A 19,741-nucleotide genomic window follows, 5' to 3' on the forward strand; every position below is an offset into this window, starting at 1 on the left:
TAGAGTGACTACGTAGCGAGGATATATGACTGCGCTCTATCTGGCCTCGAGTTCACCGCGCCGCCGCGAACTGCTTACGTTGCTGGACATCCCTTTTGAACGGCTGCGGGTTGATGTTATCGAGCAGCGGGAAGTACATGAAACGGCAGAGGTCTATGTACGCCGTCTGGCGCAGGATAAAGCGCAGGCTGGGGTTGCTGCCGCACCGCAAGATTTGCCGGTGTTGGGGGCCGATACTATCGTGGTGCTGGAAGGGCAGGTGCTGGAAAAACCCCGTGACGAAGCCCATGCGGCGCACATCTTATCGATGCTTTCAGGGCGACAGCATCAGGTGATGACCGCGGTCACGTTGGCCGATCGTCGCACTCAGTGCAGCGCGCTGGTGGTGACCGACGTGACGTTCCGCACCCTGACGCCGCAGGACATTACCGACTATGTTGCCAGCGGTGAGCCGATGGATAAAGCGGGAGCCTACGGCATTCAAGGTAAGGGCGGTTGTTTCGTCAAGGCTATTGCCGGCAGTTACCACGCGGTTGTCGGGTTGCCGCTGGTGGAAACTCATGAATTGTATAATCAGATTATAGCGTTACGAACGGCAGGAGCAGAAAATGACAGCTGAGTTACTGGTCAACGTGACGCCGTCGGAAACGCGCGTTGCCTACATTGACGGCGGAATACTGCAAGAGATCCACATTGAGCGTGAAGCGAAACGCGGCATCGTGGGCAATATTTATAAAGGGCGTGTCAGCCGGGTGTTGCCGGGCATGCAAGCCGCGTTCGTGGATATCGGGCTGGATAAAGCGGCGTTTTTGCACGCGTCAGACATCATGCCGCACACCGAATGCGTGGCCGGGGAAGAACAGAAAAATTTCCACGTGCGCGATATCGCAGAACTGGTGCGCCAAGGGCAGGACTTGATGGTGCAGGTGGTGAAAGACCCGCTCGGTACCAAAGGTGCCCGACTGACCACTGATATTACCCTGCCATCGCGCTATCTGGTTTTCATGCCCGGCGCGGCCCACGTTGGGGTTTCACAGCGCATTGAAAGTGAAGTGGAGCGCGAACGCCTGAAGAAAATCGTCAGCGAATACTGCGATGAGCAGGGTGGGTTTATTATTCGCACGGCGGCAGAAGGGATCGGAGAAGATGAGCTTTCTTCTGACGCGGCGTTCCTCAAACGCTTGTGGACCAAGGTCAGCGAGCGTAAAAAACGCAATCAGACCAAATGCAAGCTGTACGGTGAAGTGGCGCTGGCGCAGCGTATCCTGCGTGATTTTGCCGGTGCGGCGTTGGATCGCATCCGTATCGACTCCCGCCTGACCTATGACGCGCTGCTAGAGTTCACCACTGACTATATTCCGGAAACCACCAATAAGCTGGAGCATTATGCCGGACGCCAACCGATTTTCGATCTCTATGACGTGGAGAATGAAATTCAGCGTTCCTTGGACAGAAAGGTTGAGTTGAAATCCGGTGGCTATCTGATCATCGATCAAACCGAGGCGATGACGACGATAGACATCAATACCGGGGCCTTCGTCGGTCATCGCAATCTGGATGAGACCATCTTTAACACCAATATCGAAGCGACGCAGGCCATTGCCCGTCAACTGCGACTGCGCAACCTGGGTGGTATTATCATTATCGATTTTATCGACATGAGTAATGAGGACCACCGTCGCCGGGTGCTGCACTCTTTGGAGCAAGCGCTCGCCAAAGATCGGGTTAAAACCAGTATTAAAGGCTTCTCTCAACTAGGATTAGTGGAGATGACGCGCAAGCGCACCCGTGAGAGCATTGAACATGTGTTGTGTCATCAGTGCCCGACGTGCCATGGTCGCGGCAGGGTGAAAAGCGTCGAAACGGTTTGCTATGAAATCATGCGTGAAATTGTGCGGGTGCATCATGCGTATGATACCGATCGTTTCCTGGTGTACGCATCGCCTGCGGTGGCTGAGGTATTGAAAAGCGAAGAATCCCACGCCCTGGCAGAAGTGGAAATTTTTGTCGGCAAACAGGTCAAGGTACAGATTGAGCCGTTGTACAGCCAGGAACAGTTTGATGTGGTGATGATGTAATCCCATGTCGATGATAAAACGAACAGAATGACTTCCCCGCGTCGCCTGCGACGAAGATCAAGGAGAATAGTGTGAGGCGACTGCCCGGCCTACTGCTGATGACGGGTGCTACGATGGTTGTTATCGTGGCGCTGATCGTCAGTGGTTTACGATTAGCGATGCCGCAGCTCGATCGTTTTCGGCCGCAAATCATGGCGTGGGTGACGTCGACGACCGGCGTATCGGTTGACGCGCAACGCCTAACGGGCAGTTGGGCCTCTTTTGGGCCGACGCTTTCGATCGATGGCCTGACGAGCGAGTCGCGTGCTGCACGCTGGCAGGCAGAGCGTATTACACTGGCGCTGGATGTGTGGCAGTCATTGTTGCATGCGCGCTGGCAGTTTCGCGATCTGACGTTCCACCGTATGCGTTTGACGCTGGATGCCACATTGACCGGGCAGCGGGCCGACGGTAGCCTGATCGAAACCGATCGTCTAAGTACGCTGTTCCTCCAGCAGTTCGATCACTTCGATCTGCGCGACAGCCATCTCTCTTTCCTCACGCCTTCTGGCGATCGCGCTGAACTCGCCATCCCGCAATTGACCTGGTTGAACCGCAACAACCGGCACCGTGCCGAAGGGCAAATCAGCCTGTCGAGTTTTAATGGGCAGCACGGCGTGGTGCAGGTACGCATGGATTTGCAGGCAATTCAGGGCCACCTGAATGACGGCACGGTGTACCTACAGGCTGACAATATTGATATGAAGCCCTGGATCAGCCGCTGGCTAAAAAATAATACCGGACTAGAGAGCGCCAATTTCAATCTGGCGGCCTGGTTGCAGGTGCGCAGCGGAGCGCTGGTTGCCAGCGATGTCTTTTTGGCGCAGGGCTCGGCAGCCTGGAAAGAAAGAGACAGCACCCATCGTTTGAGCGTAGACGAGCTGGCACTGCATGCCACGCGGCAGGGTGCAGGTTGGCAGGTTGCCGTGCCTGTCTTGAATCTGGCGACGGACGGCGTCGCCTGGCCGAAGGGGAGTCTGGCGGCGCGCTGGATACCCGCGCCATCGACAGATCAGCAAGATATGCTGCGGGTGCGTGCCAGCGAGCTGAGTTTGGCTCGTTTGCGTGATTTACTGCCGTTGCTGTCCACGGTGACGCCCGAGCTTAAAACGCGCTGGGAGGCGCTGCAACCGGAAGGGCTTCTGACACAACTGGCCCTGGATATTCCCTTAAAACAACCGGAAAAAAGTCGTTTTCAAGCGGCATGGCGCGATCTGCGCTGGAAAGCGTGGGAATGGTTGCCGGGGGGTGAAAAGCTGGCGGGCACGCTGAGTGGCAGAGTCGACCGCGGGCGCATCACCTTCTCGTTACCGCAGAGCGTGCTGCCCAGCGGTAATCAGTTCCGGGCACCGTTCGAGATTCAGCAGGCAAACGGTGCTGTCGACTGGAGCAATGCCGCCGACGGCTGGGAAGTGTGGAGTAAAGGGCTGAATGTACAGGCTCGTGCGCTACAGGCTCAGGGTGATTTTCAATATCGCCATCCGGTGAGTGGGGAGCCGCGTCTGGATATTCTGGCGGGAATTCGGCTAGCCGATGCTTCAGAAGCCTGGCGTTACTTCCCTGAACCGCTGATGGGCGCACAGTTGGTTAAGTACCTGACCGGCGCGTTAAAAGGGGGGCAGGTCGACAACGCCACGCTGGTTTTTGCCGGAAACCCGTCGCATTTTCCCTTTGAACATAACGAAGGCCAGTTTCAGGTGTGGGTGCCGCTGCGCGCGGCGACCTTTGAATTTGAACCCGGCTGGCCCGCGCTGTCACCACTGGATATCGATCTCAACTTTGCCAACAACGGCCTGTGGATGTCCGCGCCGTCAACGCAGTTAGGGAATGTCGCTGGCAGAAATATTCTTGCCGCCATCCCTGATTACAGTAAAGAAAAGTTGCTGATCGATGGCGAACTTCAGGGGGACGGGCCCGATGTCGGACACTATTTTGAACAAACGCCGCTCAAGGACAGCGTGGGGAGCGCGTTAAAGCAACTGCAAATTGGCGGTAGCGTCAATGGCACGCTGCACCTCGATATTTCCCTGTCGCACGCCGCAGTGGAGGCCAGTGGCGATATTCAACTCAGTAACAATAGTCTGTATATCAAACCACTGAATAGCACGCTGAAACAGCTCAACGGGCGCTTCCATTATCGCAATGGCACCCTGAACAGCGATGACATTGCGGCTAACTGGTTAGGGCAGCCTGTCACGTTCAGCTTTACCACCGAAGAGCAGGAAAAAGCCTTTCTGGTAAAGGTAGGGCTGAACGGCGAATGGGCGCCCGCGCAGTTCCCCGGTCTGCCAAAAACAGTGCAAACCGCCCTGTCGGGAACCGCCGCCTGGCGTAGCGATGTGACGGTGAATCTGCCCTATAAAGGCGTTGAGACCTATGAGGTCAGCGTCGATGCCGATCTGAAAAATGTAAGTACTCGCTTACCTGAACCCTTTAACAAGGCGCAGGGAACGGCGGTGCCGCTCAAGATCGCCGCCAAAGGGGATCTCAAGGGGTTTGTGCTCTCGGGAAGCTTGGGAAAATCCGCACAGTTTAACAGCCAGTGGTTGCTGCACGGTGATGCGCTGACGCTAGCGCGCGCTGTCTGGCAACAAGGTGCTCAAACGCTGCCCGCGCTGCCGGAACAGTCTGAACTGGTGCTGGCGCTGCCCGCGTTGGATGCGGAGCGCTGGTTGGGATTGCTGCCTGCTCTGCGTGGCGATACCGCCTTGCGCAAAGGGGCACAAAGCAATCTCCATGTGCCGGAGAGCGTGACGTTGCGTACCCCTGCGCTGCAACTGCTCGGCCAGCAGTGGCATGACGTGGTACTCAATAGCCGCAATACGCCGCAGGGCAATGAAATTCACACTACCGGGCGTGAGGTTGATGCTAATTTGACGGTGCCACAAAGCGGCATGTGGCGTGCGGATATTCGCTATCTCTATTACAACCCGCAGTGGAAAGGGGATGAAGCAACCAACCCCGTGGCACTGGCCGAGAAGAAATCACCGCTTAATGACCCCAGCATCCGCTTTGAGGACTGGCCTGCGTTGCAGCTGGCTTGCCGGGAATGCTGGATTGCCGGGCAGAACCTGGGCCAAATCTCGGCGACGCTGCAACCAGAAAAAGATAAGCTGACGCTCAGTGAGGGCGTGATCGATACCGGCAAAGCCAAGCTGACTGCCAGCGGCAGTTGGCAGGAGAATGCCGACGGGGTTCGTACCGCACTCAAAGGGCGTTTGACGGGCGGCACGCTGGAGCAAAATGCTGACTGGTTTGGCATTGATACGCCACTGCGCGCAGCAACCTTTGATGTTGACTATGATCTCTATTGGCGCGGCTCGCCGTGGGCGCCGCATCTGGCGAGCCTGAGCGGTATTTTGCACACGCGTATTGGCAAGGGGGACATCGTCAATGCGGGTACGGGGCAGGCGGGACGCTTGCTGCGCCTGGTGAGCTTTGATGCGTTGCTGCGCAAATTGCAGTTTGATTTCAGCGATACCTTTGGCAAAGGCTTCTATTTCGATTCCATCCGCAGCACGGCTTGGATTAAAGACGGTGTGTTGCATACCGACGATCTGCTGGTCGATGGATTGGAAGACGATATTGCCATGAAGGGCAGTGTCGATCTGGCTAACCGGCAAATTGCCATGGAAGCGGTGATTGCACCGGAGATATCAGCCACGGTGGGGGTGGCTACCGCCTTTGTGGTCAACCCGGTGGTCGGTGCTGCTGTGTTTGCGGCCAGTAAGGTACTGGCACCGCTCTGGAACAAAATTTCGCTGATTCGCTACCAGATTCATGGCAGCCTGGATCAGCCTACGATTAAGGAAGTCCTGCGCGAGCCGCAAAAAAATGCGGCGCAGGAGCGGCGTTGATACGCCAGCATAGTGATGGCTCCGTGCCGTTTATTCATCGGTTTCATGTGAACTAAAGTGGAAAAAATATGAGTCTTTCGTTTGTCAGTGAACAGTTACTCACTGCTAACAACTTGAGCCAGCAAGACCTGTTCTCGGTGTTAGAGGTATTGAATGAACGTCGCCTGGATTATGCCGATCTCTATTTTCAATCCAGTTACCATGAATCCTGGGTGCTGGAAGACCGCATCATTAAAGATGGTTCTTACAATATCGATCAAGGGGTCGGTATTCGTGCGGTAAGCGGAGAAAAAACCGGGTTTGCCTATGCGGACCAGATCACGCTCAATGCGCTGCACCAAAGCGCTCAGGCAGCGCGCAGTATCGTGCGCGAGCAGGGCACTGGCCGCGTTCGTACGCTGGGGGAAAACGGTCATCGTGCGCTGTATCCGCAGCTCAACCCACTGGACAGCCTGAGTCGGGAAGAGAAACTGGCACTGCTGCAACGCGCAGACAGCGTAGCGCGCGCGGCCGACGCCCGCGTGCAGGAAGTGAGCGTCAGCCTGACCGGTGTCTATGAACACGTGCTGGTGGCGGCAACCGACGGCACGTTGGCGGCGGATGTGCGCCCGCTAGTGCGCCTGTCGATCAGCGTGCTGGTCGAGCAAGACGGTAAACGTGAACGCGGTGCCAGCGGCGGCGGCGCGCGTGTGGGTTACGACTACTTTTGGCAAACGGTAGACGGTGAAGCGCGGGTGGAAGCCTGGGCAAAAGAAGCGGTGCGTATGGCGCTGGTTAATCTGTCCGCCGTTGCTGCGCCTGCGGGCACGATGCCGGTGGTGCTGGGCGCGGGTTGGCCGGGCGTGCTGCTGCATGAAGCTGTCGGGCACGGGTTGGAAGGCGATTTTAACCGCCGTGGCACGTCGGTGTTCAGTGGGCAGATGGGTAAGCTGGTCGCCTCTGAACTGTGCACCGTGGTGGATGATGGCACGCTGGAAGGACGCCGCGGTTCGCTGGCAATGGATGACGAAGGCGTGGCCGGACAATACAACGTGCTGATTGAGAACGGTGTGCTGAAAGGCTATATGCAGGATAAACTCAACGCACGTTTGATGGGCGTAGCGCCGACCGGTAATGGCCGCCGTGAGTCTTATGCCCATTTGCCGATGCCGCGTATGACCAATACCTATATGTTGGCGGGTCAATCGACGCCGGAATCGATTATTTCCAGCGTAGAATACGGGTTATATGCGCCTAACTTTGGCGGTGGCCAGGTGGATATCACCTCCGGCAAGTTTGTGTTCTCAACCTCCGAAGCCTATCTGATTGAAAATGGTAAAGTCACGACGCCGGTTAAAGGGGCAACCCTGATTGGCTCCGGTATCGAAGCCATGCAGCAGATTTCGATGGTGGGTAACGATTTGGCATTGGATAACGGGGTTGGTGTGTGCGGTAAAGAGGGCCAAAGCCTGCCTGTTGGCGTTGGGCAACCGACGCTGAAACTGGACAGCATGACTGTGGGCGGTACGGCGTAACCTGCACCTTTGTCACCGTCATGCGGGTGTGAAAATGCGTGGCGGTGACTACTCAATGCCTGGATGTGTTACGTTAACGCGAGTGATGCTACAGTAACCGTTGCTGTCTATTTCGACAGTAGCATTTGCCGAAAAACAACGGTGCCTTAAATCAGGGTAAATTTCTTTATACTTAACGTACGTATTTTCATCAATGTTATTGAAAAAATTCATGTTAATGATGACGTTATTCAGATTATCCAAAAACAAGGATATGGTTTTATTGGGTGAGCAGAGCATCGGTATTTCTTTGGCATTCTGATATATTTGGTCACAAATATCAATCATGCCCGTTTGAGAAAGTGCCACATTTAATGATTTTTTTTGCTCTTCGGATATTTTATTTACCAGGTGGTTATCAATGTTTTCTAACGTGATTCGCTCAGGTTCTTTTGAGTCATTAAATAAAAAAACATTACTTCTTGGGATGTCTAATTTCAATTGCCCTAATTTAATATCGCGCTGATTGTCACATCTTTCCGTAAATGTCTTTATTTTATCCTCCATCTCAATGGTTTTCCCTTGAGTGGATAATTTCTCGGTAGATATCAATTCTCCAATCGATAGAACGAAAGAGAAGGATGTGTCATTTGTATCTGATGTATCATCTATCTCTATGGTATAGGTAAAAAGTTCTTTAAAAGCAGGTGATACCATGGATTTAAGTTGATTGAACGCTTCAATCTTTTTATTGACATCATCACTATTCATCAGTGTAGACAATGTTTCTTTTGCATTTTCTTTATCGGTTCCCAAAAACCAATCTACAATTTTATCCCATAGTGTTTTTATTTCATTCGGTTTTATATTATTTTTTATTTCTTCTATTTCATTAAATGTAATCTCTCTGGAAAATAAACTCCCTGAAATATTGAATGCCGTTGTCATAAGTGCCCCCTTGGTTAAAGAAAGCACAGTGTAACAGCCTAAAGGTGAAGGTAATCTATACTGCACTTAACTTTCAGGTGAATTCCGCAGTGTGAATGCTATTATTTTCCTAACGTTTCTTCCCTATGGCTTTGATAAATCTGAGCAACGTTCTTAAAATACTCTGTCATATAATTGATGCACAGTTGTACTTTGAGCGGCAAATTATCCTTACGTGTATACAATGCGTAAACCGGGCGCGGATCGGAGTGATAACGGCTGAACAGAATTTCTACTTCGCCGCGCGCAATCTCATCAATAATCCACATCAGTGGAATATAGGCGATGCCTGCGCCGGTTTTGAGCCAACGCACCAGCGTCTGCGGATCGTTAGTAGCAAAGCGACCCTGCGGTGCGATTTTGGTGGAAATACCCTCCGGGGCGATCAGTTCAAACTCACTGTCTGCGCGCACGGTGTATTCCAGCCAGGAGAAACTTTCCACGTCTGACGGTTTTTCCGGGGTGCCATGCTGGGTTAAATAGCGTTTGGCGGCGCACACCACCATCGGCATCGAACCAAGACGTTTGGCAAACAGGCTGGAGTCCTGTAATGCACCCACGCGGATAACGATATCCAACCCGTCCGCGATCAGATCGGGAGCCGGAATGCCGGTGACCAGATTGACCGAGAGCCCTGGGTATTTCAGCAGCATCTCTGCTGTCATGGCCGCCAGCACGTTTTGCGCCATGGTGGAGGAACTGCCAATGCGCAGCGTGCCGATCGGCGTGTTATTGAAGGCATAGAGCTGATCGTGCGCTTCATGTGCCTCATGCAGCATACGACGTCAGCCGTGGTAGTAGATCTTGCCGCCTTCTGTAAGCCCAATGCTGCGTGTGCTGCGGTTGAGCAGCTTGATCTGTAGCTCTTCTTCCAGCCGGGTCACCGTTTGGCTGACAGCGGAAACGCTCATGTTTAATTGTCGGGCTGCGGCGGTAAACGAGCCGCACTGCACTACACGCGCAAAGACCGACATGCTCTTTAGTCTTTCCATTATTCACTCTGGCTTAAAAGTGATTTAGATCACACATCGTAGATGAAACGCGAATAAACATCCATAATACACCGCATTCGAACGAATCGGGCGGGAAGAATACCGGTGTGCTTCGTGCTACTTGTTTCCATAAGGTAACAGGTTGCGTTCGCTTCTACTAAACAACCTGCCATCTCTCTTGAAAGTGTAATGCCCTTCATGCCTTTTAGCATTAATGGCTGACAGGTCCGTGTCGTCGTTGGTTATGACCCCTCATGCCTGTGTCTACGGTGACGCGGTCGGTATCGTTTATTCGTCAATTGAAGTGAAAAGGAAAAGAGGATGAGCTCACTCCCGGTGATGGTGCTGTTTGGCCTGTCTTTCCCGCCCGTATTCTTTGTGTTGCTGGTATCGCTGGCACTGTTTTTTGTGTTGAACCGTGTTTTACAGCCCACTGGCGTTTATGACGTGGTATGGCATCCGGCGCTGTTTAACACTGCTCTGTTTTGCTGCCTGTTTTATTTGATCTTTCGCTTCTCCCTTTGAGGTTACTGTGAAAACCCTTGCTATAAAATTTCCTGTTGTCTCGCTGATAACCAAAAGGCTGCTGCGTGTCGGTATTACGCTGTGCGTGCTGTTGCTGGCTGCCGTTGCGCTGCTGCGCGTTTGGGTGTTTTACACCGAATCGCCGTGGACGCGAGACGCGAAGTTCAGCGCTGACGTTGTGGCGATTGCACCGGATGTCAGCGGGTTGTTGACCGAGGTGTTGGTGCATGACAATCAGCAGGTAAAAAAGGGGGATGTGCTTTTTGTGGTTGATCCCCCTCGTTTTCAGCAAGCACAGGCGCAAGCACAGGCGGATGTGGACTACTATTTGGCGCTGGTCAATGAAAAGCGGCGTGAGTCTGGGCGGCGTACGCGCCTCGGCGTACAGGCCATGTCGCAAGAGGCGATCGATCAGTCTGGCAGCGCGCTGGAAACCGCGCAGCATCAGCTAGCCAAGGCGCAAGCGACGCTGGCGCTGGCGAAGCTGGATCTGGAACGTACCGAGATTCGCGCGCCAGCGGACGGTTGGGTGACCAACCTCAATGTGCAGCGCGGGGAGTATATTACGCGCGGCGCGACCGCCGTGGCGTTGGTGAAAAAGGGCTCATTCTATCTGGTGGCCTATATGGAAGAGACCAAGCTGGCGAGCGTTCATGCGGGCGATCGGGTCGAGATCACGCCGCTGGGTAGCGATCGGCTGTTCTACGGTACGGTTGACAGCGTGGCGGCGGCGATCACTAACAGCAGCGCCAACGTAGACAGTAAAGGGTTGGCGACGGTGGATGCCAATCTGGAATGGGTGCGACTGGCACAGCGCGTGCCGGTAAGAATCCATCTGGATCAACAGCGTGATATTCCTTATCCGGCGGGCACCACGGCCACCGTGGTGATTGCGCAGGCAGATGCTCCGCAAAACAAGCAGCCTTCGCCGTTGATCCGCTTGCTCTATCGGCTGCGTGAGTTTGGTTAAGACGAACTCATGATGAAAATGCCTGCTTTTCCCCACTGGCGTTTTGCCTGCAAACTCAGCGTTGCCGTTGTACTGTCGCTGTTTCTCGGTTTCCACTTTCAGTTGGAAACGCCGCGTTGGTAAGTGCTCACTGCGGCCATCGTAGCCGCTGGTCCTGCTTTTGCTGCTGGTGGCGATCCCTTTTCCGGAGCGATTCGGCATCGTGGGATATTGCGTATTGTGGGCACCTTTATCGGCTGTGTCGGTGCGTTGGTGATTATTATCGCGACCATTCGTGCACCCGTAGTGATGCTGCTGCTGTGCTGCATATGGGCGGGATTTTGTACCTGGGTGTCATCGCTGGTTAAGGTGGAAAACGCTTACGTATGGGGACTGGCGGGCTATACCGCATTAATTATTATCGTGTCTACCCAAAGCGCGCCGTTGCTGACGCCGCAGTTTGCCGTTGAGCGCTTTAGCGAGATTGTTTTGGGCATTGTTTGTGCCATTGTGGCCGATCTGCTGTTCACTCCGCGTTCCATCAAACACCATATCTACAGCAGCCTGGAAGGGCTACTACTGGATCACTATCGCCTGCTGCAACTGTGTATTCGGGGGGCATCGCGTGAAGAGCTTGACGTTGCCTGGCACGGGCTGGTGCGCAAAAGCACCGCATTGGCTGGTATGGGCAACCCGCTGCTGCTGGAATCGGCGCGCTGGCAAAATAGCCATCGGCGCATCAAGGCGCTGCTGGCGCAATCATTTACCCTGATTACCCAGGCGTGTGAAACCTACCTGGTGTTACAGGATAAACCCGAACCGCTCAGAACCAGCCTGGCGATGCTGATTGATGCACCGGTGGACTCGATGGCCGATGTGCGTAAACGGGTCAAGCAACTGCGCCACGCAATTGCAGCCGGTGAGCGCAAGACCGTGCCACCGACGCTGATTGGCTGGGTGGGGGCCGCAACGCGCTATCTGTTACTGGCAAAAGGGATTCAGACCAACGCCCGGTTGACGCAGGTTGAGGGCGAACTGCTGCGTGATGAAGTGATGGTGAAAGCAGCTTCGGCTGAGCGTCATCATGCGATGATCAACGGCTGGCGCACCGGCGTGGCGACGGCGGTAGGCTGTTTATTTTGGCTTATCACCGGTTGGACCTCAGGCAGTGCCTGCATGGTGATGATTGCTGTAGTGACGGCGTTGGCGATGCGCCTGCCCAACCCAAAACGTATGGCAGTCGATTTCCTGGTCGGCACGGTCTATGCCTTGCCGTTGGGATCGCTGCTGTTCATGTTTGTACTGCCATCCACACAGCAAAGCATGCTGCTGTTATGCCTCAGTCTGGGCATTATGGCCTTCATTATCGGCATTGAAGTGCAAAAACGGCGTATGGGATCGCTGGGGGCATTGGCCAGCACCATAAATATCCTGGTGTTGGATAACCCGATGACGTTTAATCTCAGCCACTTTCTGGATAGTGCGATTGGGCAGGTTATCGGCTGCTTGCTGGCGTGGCTGGTTATCTTGTTGATTCGCGATAATTCACGAGCACGTACCGGGCAGGCGCTACTTAACCGTTTTGTTTACAGCGCGGTATCGGCACTGACCACCAACCCAACCAAACGGCGTGAGAACCACTTACCTGCGCTCTATCAGCAGCTCTACCTGTTGTTGACCCTGTTTCCCAACGACATTGCCAAATACCGCCTGGCGCTGTCGCTGATTATTCTGCACCAGCGTATGCGGAATCTGCCGCTGCCGATGGACAGTGAACTGTCGGCTTTTCATCGTCGTCTTCGTCAGGCGGCAGAGCAGGTCAGCGAAGCGCGACGAGAGATTTCCCGCCGTCACGCTTTTACTCAATTGCTGACCTTATTGGATGAGTATCAGATTGCGCTATGTCAGCGCCAGATAGCGCCGGAGGTCGGTGCATCGGTTGGCCGTATCACGGAGATACTGCACCGCTATCAGCATGCGTTGGTGGAGTAACGCTGAGGGTGACTCCACCATGAGGTGATTTACCATACGACAATTTACCTTAAGGGGGATTTACCTCAAGGGATTAGGCCTGATCTTCAGCCAGTTCGCGCAGATATTGGAAAATTTGGCGGTAAGACTTGGGCGGCTTGTTCGCGGCTTTTTCTTTTTGCGCATTGCGCACCAGTGAGCGCAATTGCTGGCGATCGGCGGCCGGATAGAGCCCGAGGATGTCCGGAATGGCATCATCCCCTTCTTCAATCAGCCTGTCGCGCAGTTGTTCCAGCTTGTGAAACAGGGCGACCTGCTGGTTGTGGCGGCTCTTTAGCTTATCCAGTGCGACTTGAATCGGCTCCGGATCGCGGGCGCGCAGCATCTTACCGATCAGTTGCACCTGACGGCGGCGGCCCTCTTTTTTGATGCGCTGCGCCAGCTCAACCGCAGCACGCAGATCGTCATCCAGCGGGATGCGCTCCAGCGCATTTTTACCGAGCTCAATCAGCTCCACGCCAAGATCTTTCAGCGCTTCTGCATCGCGTTTGATTTCACTTTTACTGACCCAGATGATCTCATCGTCTTCATCATCGTCGGCGTGCGGGTCCGGTACGTCGTCCAGCCACTCTTCAGGGTGTTTGTTCATTATCTCTTTCCGTAACAGTTCGGGCATGTGACGCGGTTAACGCCATAAAAAAGACGCCGATCCTAACAGGTTTGGGCTTTTTGCGAAATTATCCTGATATCCTGTTAGACTCAAGCATACACCTTTAGGCGCAGAAGAGGGGCAAGGCAGACGCCATTTCCCGGCTTCTGAACGGCTTTTAACTCAGTATGGCAGAACGATGACAATAATCACTCAGGTTGCAGAACAGCGTAAAGCATTGGAGCAGGCAGTCGCACAGGCGTTGGAGCTGGGGCGTGCTGGTTCAGATGCGGCAGAGGTGGCCATTTCCAAAACCACAGGGATCAGCGTCAGTACGCGCTACGGCGAGGTTGAAAATGTGGAATTCAACAGCGATGGTGCATTGGGAATTACCGTATACCATCAGCAGCGTAAAGGCAGTGCGTCATCGACCGACTTGAGCCCGGCGGCCATCGCCCGCACCGTGCAGGCTGCATTGGATATTGCCCGTTATACCTCGCCCGATCCTTTTTCTGGCCCGGCAGAACAAGAACTGCTGGCATTTGACGCGCCCGATCTCGATCTGTTTCATCCTGCCGCGTTGGATGCGGAAAAGGGCATTGAGCTGGCTGCCCGCGCTGAGCAGGCGGCGCTGAAAGCTGACGCGCGCATTACCAACACGGAAGGGGGCAGCTTCAACAGCCACTACGGTATCAAAGTGTTTGGTAACAGCCACGGCATGCTGCAAAGTTATTTATCAAGCCGCCACTCCATGTCGAGCTGTGTGATTGCCGAAGTGAACGGTGATATGGAGCGCGATTACGCTTACACCGTAGGTCGTGCGCTGGACGATTTGCAAAGTCCGGAATGGGTCGGTGAAGAGTGCGCTCGCCGTACGCTCTCGCGTTTATCACCGCGCAAGCTGCCAACCATGGAAGCACCGGTGATGTTTGCGGCCGAAGTGGCTACCGGTTTGTTCGGCCACTTGGTGGGGGCGATCAGCGGTGGCAACGTGTACCGTAAATCGACGTTCCTGCTCGATAAACTGGGCCAGCAGATCCTGCCGGATTGGCTCACTATCGAAGAGCTGCCGCATCTGCGTAAAGGACTGGCGTCCACCCCGTTCGACAGTGAAGGGGTACGCACCACGCAGCGGGACATCGTTAAAGACGGCGTGCTGCAAACCTGGCTGTTGACCAGCTATGCGGCCCGTAAACTCGGCATGAAGAGCACCGGTCATGCCGGCGGCATTCACAACTGGCGCATTGCGGGGCAAGGGCTGAATTTCCAACAGATGCTTAAGCAGATGGATAAAGGCTTGCTGGTGACCGAACTGATGGGACAGGGCGTGAGTGCGGTAACGGGTGATTACTCGCGCGGGGCGTCAGGCTTCTGGGTAGAAAATGGCGAGATTCAGTATCCGGTGAGTGAAATTACTATTGCCGGTAACCTGAAAACTATGCTGCGCGACATGGTGACGCTGGGGGATGATATTGAAACCCGCAGCAATATTCAGTGCGGTTCTGCGCTGTTGCCGAGTATGAAGATCGCCGGGATGTAATCAGGCGTGTACGTATACAACGGCATGTCTAGGGAGTAGGGAATGCCCGACAGTGCGTTTGATGTCGATCTCGCACAGCAACTCGCGCAGGATAAAACGGATTTTCGCAAGCGGCTGGCGCTGGTGGCGCTTTTGCGTGGCGAGCCGGATCCGCACAGTCTGGTGATTTTGCGCGACATGATGCAACGGGATTTCGTTTTTGATGTGCGTTGGGCGGCCTGGGAAGCATTGACGGCCAAAGGGGAATCACCCACCGAACCGCGTAAGAAAGCAGGCCACCTGATGTCACGCATGTGGTGGCAAGGTTTGGGGGATAAACTGACGAACTGGTGGCTACTGTGGCCGTTTTGACGCAATCATGACTGCCCTGAAATCAGGGCAGTGGGCGCGTGCTTAGCGATGATATTCGCCAGTGGCCTCAGGCTGGTAGAGCAATTCCAGAACTTCCACGCGAGTTTCCGTACCGTTATGCAACTGCCAGTTAATGGTATTCCCAACGCGCAGACCCAGCAGGGCTGCGCCGAGCGGTGCCATAACAGAAAGTTGTTCCTTGCTGTCCTGCATGGCGGCAGGATAAACCAGTGTTCGGGTGTGCTCTTCGTTAGTGTTTAAATCGCGAAAGCGTACCCGACTGTTCATGGTGACAACATCTGACGCGATGTCCTCTGAAGGCAAGATCTCGGCACGATCCAGCTCCTCATTCAACGCTTGTGCAATCGGTGTGCCTGCAAATGCAGGTTGTTCCAACAGCCGATCCAGGCGCTCCGCATCCAGTTCGCTAATAGTCAGGTTAGGTTTCGTCATACTCCTCTCCAATAGGTTGGTAAAACATAACCCCGTTCAAACGCATAGCGGTAACAAACAGCGTTACTGCATGGCAGTAAGATCAAGGTTCATAGGGATATAAGCACGTACTGCATATATGAAAAAACAATATCAAGAGAAAAAGTCTACCGCATTTTTATCAACACCCCCGCGCCAGTGACGCGGGGGTGTTGATAAAAATGAGAGATAACTTGTAACGAAATTATACCATAAGGCAGCGTTATTACCTATGGCATTGTCCATTTTTGGGATTATTGTCGCGCGTTACTCTTCATCAAACCCGGCTTCGAACAATTCAACCACCGCAGCCAGCGCGGCGGTTTCATCTGCGCCGTTGGCTTCCACTTCAATGTATTTACCCTGGGCAGAATCCAGCATGATCATGGCGATCACGCTGCTGGCTTCAGCTTTTCAACGCCGCTTTCGTTACGCAACATCACTTCGGCATCAAAGCTTTGCACCAGCTCAAACAGCTTCATCGCCGGTCGAGCGTGCATACCCAGTTTATTCTTTACGATAACCGTCTGTTTGACCGCCATTATTTGCGTTTTTCCAGCGTGCGGTGGCGGGACTGTACATTTTTGCCGCGCGAGCGGAAGTAGTCAGCCAGTTGCTCAGCCACATAGACGGAACGGTGTTTACCGCCGGTACAACCAATGGCAACCGTCAGGTAGCTACGGTTGTTGGTTTCCAGCATGGGCAGCCACAGTTCCAGGTAGCTGCGCGTCTGGTAAATAAAATTGTGCACTTCTGTATGGCGATCGAGGAATGCGGCAACCGGTTTGTCCAGCCCGGTCATCGGACGTAATTTCGGATCCCAGTGAGGGTTTGGCAGGAAGCGCACATCAAACACGTAATCCGCATCGATAGGAATGCCGTGCTTGTAACCAAAGGATTCGAACACCATGGTCAGTTCACGCTCGCGTTTGCCCAGCAGTCGGGTACGCAGCATTTCCGCCAGTTCATGCACTGACATTTCAGACGTATCGATGATCAGATCGGCGCGAGAACGCAACGGTTCCAGCAGGTCATTCTCTTCATCGATGGCGCTTTCCAGCGAAAGGTTTTTGCTGGAAAGGGGGTGCAAACGGCGCGTATCGCTGTAACGGCGAATCAGCGTATTGCGATCGGCATCCAGGAACAGCAACTGCGGCGCAAAACTGGGCGGCAACTGATCCATGGCATGCTCGAAGATTTCCGGCGATTCTGGCATGTTGCGCACGTCAATGCTGACTGCTGCCGAGATATCCCGTTGTGCCAGCGTGTTGGCCAGTTCCGGCAGCAACAACACGGGCAGGTTGTCCACGCAATAAAAGCCCATATCTTCCAGGGCGCGCAGGGCCACAGATTTTCCTGAACCTGAGCGACCACTGACAATCATCAGCACCATCCGACGACTCCCCTCCGGCTATAGCCTTCTTTTGTTACACCCTGACCGAGTGATTCATCTGTATGACGCAAATCGTAGCGCGAATGTCTGAATGTCGCGCGCTTTCCACAGGGGATTAATCCCCTTCAATCATAATTTGGTAAAGCTCTTCGTCACTCTGTGCTGCCCGTAAACGCCGACACACGCTTTTGTCAGCCAGACGTTTGGCGACAAGTGACAGCGTATGTAGATGGGTTTTACATTGTTCTGCGGGAACCAGCAAGGCAAAAAGCAAGTCTACGCCTTGATTATCAATAGCATCAAAGGATATTGGCTGTTCAAGTTGGATAAAGATCCCGGTGGCGCCCAAGGCGTTATCATCATCGAGTTTCCCGTGTGGGATAGCGATACCGCCGCCAATACCGGTACTGCCCATTCTTTCGCGCGTCAGCAATGCCTCGAAGATCAGCGGGGTCGGAAGGTTTAACTGCCTGGCTGCCAATTCGCTGATGATTTCCAACGCCCGTTTCTTGCTTTGGCAATGAACGGTGCTGCGGGTGCACTCTTGGCGTAATACCGCGCTGAGTTGCAAAATGGGATCGTTATTCATGGTGTGTTCACTTAACGGCCCGCTCATCTCTGCACGCCTCTGGCGCTGTGCCAGAGGCGTATTCCCTGCGCCCGGAGGCGGAGATGACGATCAGTGCTGTTTGAGTTTGTCCTTGTGTTTATTTAACTGACGCGCCAGTTTGTTGATCAACAGATCGATGGCGGCATACATGTCTTCAGATTCGGATGTGGCATGCAGTTCACCGCCATTAACGAACAGAGTAGCATCGGCAATTTGCTCCACTTTCTCCACCTTAAGCACCACGTTGATCTGGTTGATGCGATCAAAGTATTGCTCCAGCTTGGCAAATTTTGTGTTAACGAACTCGCGTAATGCGGGCGTGATTTCGATGTGGTGTCCGTTGATATTCAGCTGCATAGCGTCTTCCTTCTCTGTAGAGATCAAACCAACTGCTTACGTTGGTTTGACGGCGGGATGGATAAAGACTCTCGGTACTTTGCGACGGTACGCCGCGCGACAATGATTCCCTGATCGGAGAGCAGCGTTGTCAACTTGCTGTCGCTCAAGGGCTTGCCGGGGTTTTCCGCCGCGATCAGTTTTTTCACCAGCGCCCGAATCGCCGTGGATGATGCCTCACCACCGCTGTCGGTATTTACATGGCTGGAGAAGAAATATTTTAGTTCGAAAATGCCACGTGGGCTGTGAAGAAATTTCTGGGTTGTGACGCGTGAGATGGTCGATTCATGCATATCCACAGCCTGAGCGATATCCGCCAGCACCATGGGTTTCATAAACTCTTCACCTTTCTCAAAGAAATCCTGCTGTTGTTCCACAATGCAGCGTGTGACCTTCAGCAACGTATCGTTGCGACTCTCCAGACTCTTTATCAGCCAGCGCGCCTCTTGCAGGTGGCTGCGGATAAACTGGCTGTCACTGTCGTTACGCGCGCTGTGGCCGAGTGCGGCATACTGCTGGTTAACTTGCAGGCGCGGCACGCTGTCAGTGTTGAGTTCCACCACCCAGCGCTCTTGATGTTTGCGCACCAGCACGTCGGGGATCACATACTCCGACTCGCCGGTATTGATCGATTGCCCCGGACGCGGATCGAGTGACTGAATCAACGCCAGTGCCTCTTTCAACGCATCCTCTTTGATTCGGCTTGCGCGGATCAGCGCACGAAAATCATGGTTGGCCAGAAGGTCGAGGTATTCATTGACGATAAGCTTGGCTTCCGCCAGCCATGGGGTTTCGGGGGCAAATTGAGACAGCTGGATTTGCAGACAATCGCGCAAATCACGCGCTGCCACGCCGACCGGGTCAAAACGTTGCACGCGTTTTAACACCGCTTCCACTTCCTCAATCGTCACGTCATCGTCGCCGATGCTCTCGAGAATATCTTCCAGCGGAACGGTCAGATAACCGGTGGTGTCCACCGCATCGACAATCGACGTGGCGATAGCCGCATCGGTGTCAGAAAACGGCGTCAATTCCACCTGCCACATCAGGTAATCCTGCAAGGTTTGCGTGGTTTCACCCTGATAGACCGGCAGCTCTTCGTCGCGGTAATCGGTGCCGGTACTTGAGGGCGTGCCTGCGGAGTAGATTTCATCCCAGGTGGCGTCCAGCGGCAGCTCTTCCGGCATATCTTTTTGCTCAAGGGCTTCGCGCGTATCCAACGATTCGCTGTCACTCGTTTCCTGAGTATCGATTTCATCGTGGCTATCGGTTTGTTCAAGCAACGGGTTGCTTTCCAGCGCTTGTTGGATCTCTTGCTGGAGTTCAAGCGTAGACAACTGAAGCAGACGAATCGCCTGCTGAAGTTGTGGCGTCATGGCCAGTTGTTGACTTAGCCTGAGTTGCAAACCTTGCTTCATAACTCGTGTCACTTTCCCTTAA

General features: G+C 54.0%; 15 protein-coding genes and 3 pseudogenes. 9 read left to right on the forward strand and 9 right to left on the reverse strand.

Going from position 1 to position 19,741, the window contains the following annotated elements:
* Nucleotides 1–25 precede the first annotated feature (25 nt).
* From K6K13_RS01180 to tldD, 4 genes are all read left to right on the forward strand, one after another.
* Complete coding sequence (locus tag K6K13_RS01180) at nucleotides 26–619, forward strand: Maf family protein (protein ID WP_222159197.1); 594 nt, start codon at nucleotides 26–28, stop codon at nucleotides 617–619.
* A complete protein-coding gene (gene rng, locus K6K13_RS01185) occupies nucleotides 609–2,078 on the forward strand; it encodes a ribonuclease G (protein ID WP_222159198.1) in 1,470 nt (489 codons plus the stop codon). Before K6K13_RS01180 ends, rng begins: the two co-directional genes overlap by 11 nt.
* 71 nt (nucleotides 2,079–2,149) lie before the next feature.
* A complete protein-coding gene (gene yhdP / locus K6K13_RS01190; protein ID WP_222159199.1) occupies nucleotides 2,150–5,974 on the forward strand; it encodes an AsmA2 domain-containing protein YhdP in 3,825 nt (1,274 codons plus the stop codon).
* A 68-nt stretch (nucleotides 5,975–6,042) separates the two neighbouring features.
* Nucleotides 6,043–7,488: a metalloprotease TldD gene (gene tldD, locus K6K13_RS01195; RefSeq protein WP_222159200.1), complete on the forward strand. Its 1,446-nt coding sequence runs from the start codon at nucleotides 6,043–6,045 to the stop codon at nucleotides 7,486–7,488.
* 48 nt (nucleotides 7,489–7,536) lie between these two features.
* Here tldD and K6K13_RS01200 read toward each other — a convergent pair whose 3' ends face one another.
* Together K6K13_RS01200 and aaeR are read right to left on the reverse strand one after the other, a co-directional pair.
* Nucleotides 7,537–8,415, reverse strand: coding sequence for a hypothetical protein (locus tag K6K13_RS01200; RefSeq protein ID WP_222159201.1), 879 nt, complete (start codon nucleotides 8,413–8,415; stop codon nucleotides 7,537–7,539).
* 101 nt (nucleotides 8,416–8,516) lie between these two features.
* Nucleotides 8,517–9,446, reverse strand: a pseudogene (aaeR, locus tag K6K13_RS01205) (HTH-type transcriptional activator AaeR).
* Nucleotides 9,447–9,767: 321 nt separating this feature from the next.
* On the opposite strand from aaeR, the gene aaeX reads away from it, so the two are divergent.
* From aaeX to aaeB, 3 genes and pseudogenes are all read left to right on the forward strand, one after another.
* A complete protein-coding gene (aaeX, locus tag K6K13_RS01210; RefSeq protein ID WP_222159202.1) occupies nucleotides 9,768–9,971 on the forward strand; it encodes a p-hydroxybenzoic acid efflux pump operon protein AaeX in 204 nt (67 codons plus the stop codon).
* A gap of 22 nt (nucleotides 9,972–9,993) precedes the next feature.
* On the forward strand, nucleotides 9,994–10,941 hold the full coding sequence (aaeA, locus tag K6K13_RS01215) for a p-hydroxybenzoic acid efflux pump subunit AaeA (RefSeq protein ID WP_222160923.1): 948 nt from the start codon (nucleotides 9,994–9,996) through the stop codon (nucleotides 10,939–10,941).
* A gap of 12 nt (nucleotides 10,942–10,953) precedes the next feature.
* Nucleotides 10,954–12,912 (forward strand): annotated as a pseudogene (gene aaeB, locus K6K13_RS01220) (p-hydroxybenzoic acid efflux pump subunit AaeB).
* A gap of 73 nt (nucleotides 12,913–12,985) precedes the next feature.
* Here the strand turns inward: aaeB and yjgA are convergent.
* Nucleotides 12,986–13,540: a ribosome biogenesis factor YjgA gene (yjgA, locus tag K6K13_RS01225; RefSeq protein ID WP_222159203.1), complete on the reverse strand. Its 555-nt coding sequence runs from the start codon at nucleotides 13,538–13,540 to the stop codon at nucleotides 12,986–12,988.
* Nucleotides 13,541–13,739: 199 nt separating this feature from the next.
* On the opposite strand from yjgA, the gene pmbA reads away from it, so the two are divergent.
* Both pmbA and K6K13_RS01235 read left to right on the forward strand, forming a co-directional pair.
* Nucleotides 13,740–15,080, forward strand: a complete 1,341-nt coding sequence (gene pmbA / locus K6K13_RS01230) for a metalloprotease PmbA (protein WP_222159204.1) — start codon at nucleotides 13,740–13,742, stop codon at nucleotides 15,078–15,080.
* Between the two features lie 42 nt (nucleotides 15,081–15,122).
* Nucleotides 15,123–15,431, forward strand: a complete 309-nt coding sequence (locus K6K13_RS01235; protein WP_222159205.1) for a hypothetical protein — start codon at nucleotides 15,123–15,125, stop codon at nucleotides 15,429–15,431.
* A 42-nt stretch (nucleotides 15,432–15,473) separates the two neighbouring features.
* On the opposite strand, the gene rnk is transcribed toward K6K13_RS01235, so the two are convergent.
* The 6 genes and pseudogenes from rnk to rpoN form a co-directional block, all read right to left on the reverse strand.
* On the reverse strand, nucleotides 15,474–15,884 hold the full coding sequence (gene rnk / locus K6K13_RS01240) for a nucleoside diphosphate kinase regulator (protein WP_222159206.1): 411 nt from the start codon (nucleotides 15,882–15,884) through the stop codon (nucleotides 15,474–15,476).
* Between the two features lie 285 nt (nucleotides 15,885–16,169).
* A pseudogene (npr, locus tag K6K13_RS01245) lies at nucleotides 16,170–16,444 on the reverse strand (PTS phosphocarrier protein NPr).
* The gene (gene rapZ / locus K6K13_RS01250; protein WP_222159207.1) at nucleotides 16,444–17,295 is read right to left on the reverse strand and encodes an RNase adapter RapZ; all 852 of its coding nucleotides are present in this window, start codon (nucleotides 17,293–17,295) and stop codon (nucleotides 16,444–16,446) included. Before rapZ ends, npr begins: the two are co-directional and overlap by 1 nt.
* Nucleotides 17,296–17,410: 115 nt before the next feature.
* Nucleotides 17,411–17,884 carry a PTS IIA-like nitrogen regulatory protein PtsN gene (gene ptsN / locus K6K13_RS01255; RefSeq protein ID WP_222160924.1) on the reverse strand — a complete coding sequence of 158 codons (474 nt, stop codon included), beginning with the start codon at nucleotides 17,882–17,884 and terminating at the stop codon, nucleotides 17,411–17,413.
* 90 nt (nucleotides 17,885–17,974) lie between these two features.
* Nucleotides 17,975–18,262: a ribosome hibernation promoting factor gene (gene hpf / locus K6K13_RS01260; protein WP_222159208.1), complete on the reverse strand. Its 288-nt coding sequence runs from the start codon at nucleotides 18,260–18,262 to the stop codon at nucleotides 17,975–17,977.
* Nucleotides 18,263–18,285: 23 nt separating this feature from the next.
* Entirely contained in the window at nucleotides 18,286–19,719 is a 1,434-nt protein-coding gene (gene rpoN / locus K6K13_RS01265) for an RNA polymerase factor sigma-54 (protein WP_222159209.1), read from the reverse strand.
* Between the last annotated feature and the right edge of the window lie 22 nt (nucleotides 19,720–19,741).

This window comes from Symbiopectobacterium purcellii, from assembly GCF_019797845.1.
Lineage (GTDB): Bacteria > Pseudomonadota > Gammaproteobacteria > Enterobacterales > Enterobacteriaceae > Symbiopectobacterium > Symbiopectobacterium purcellii.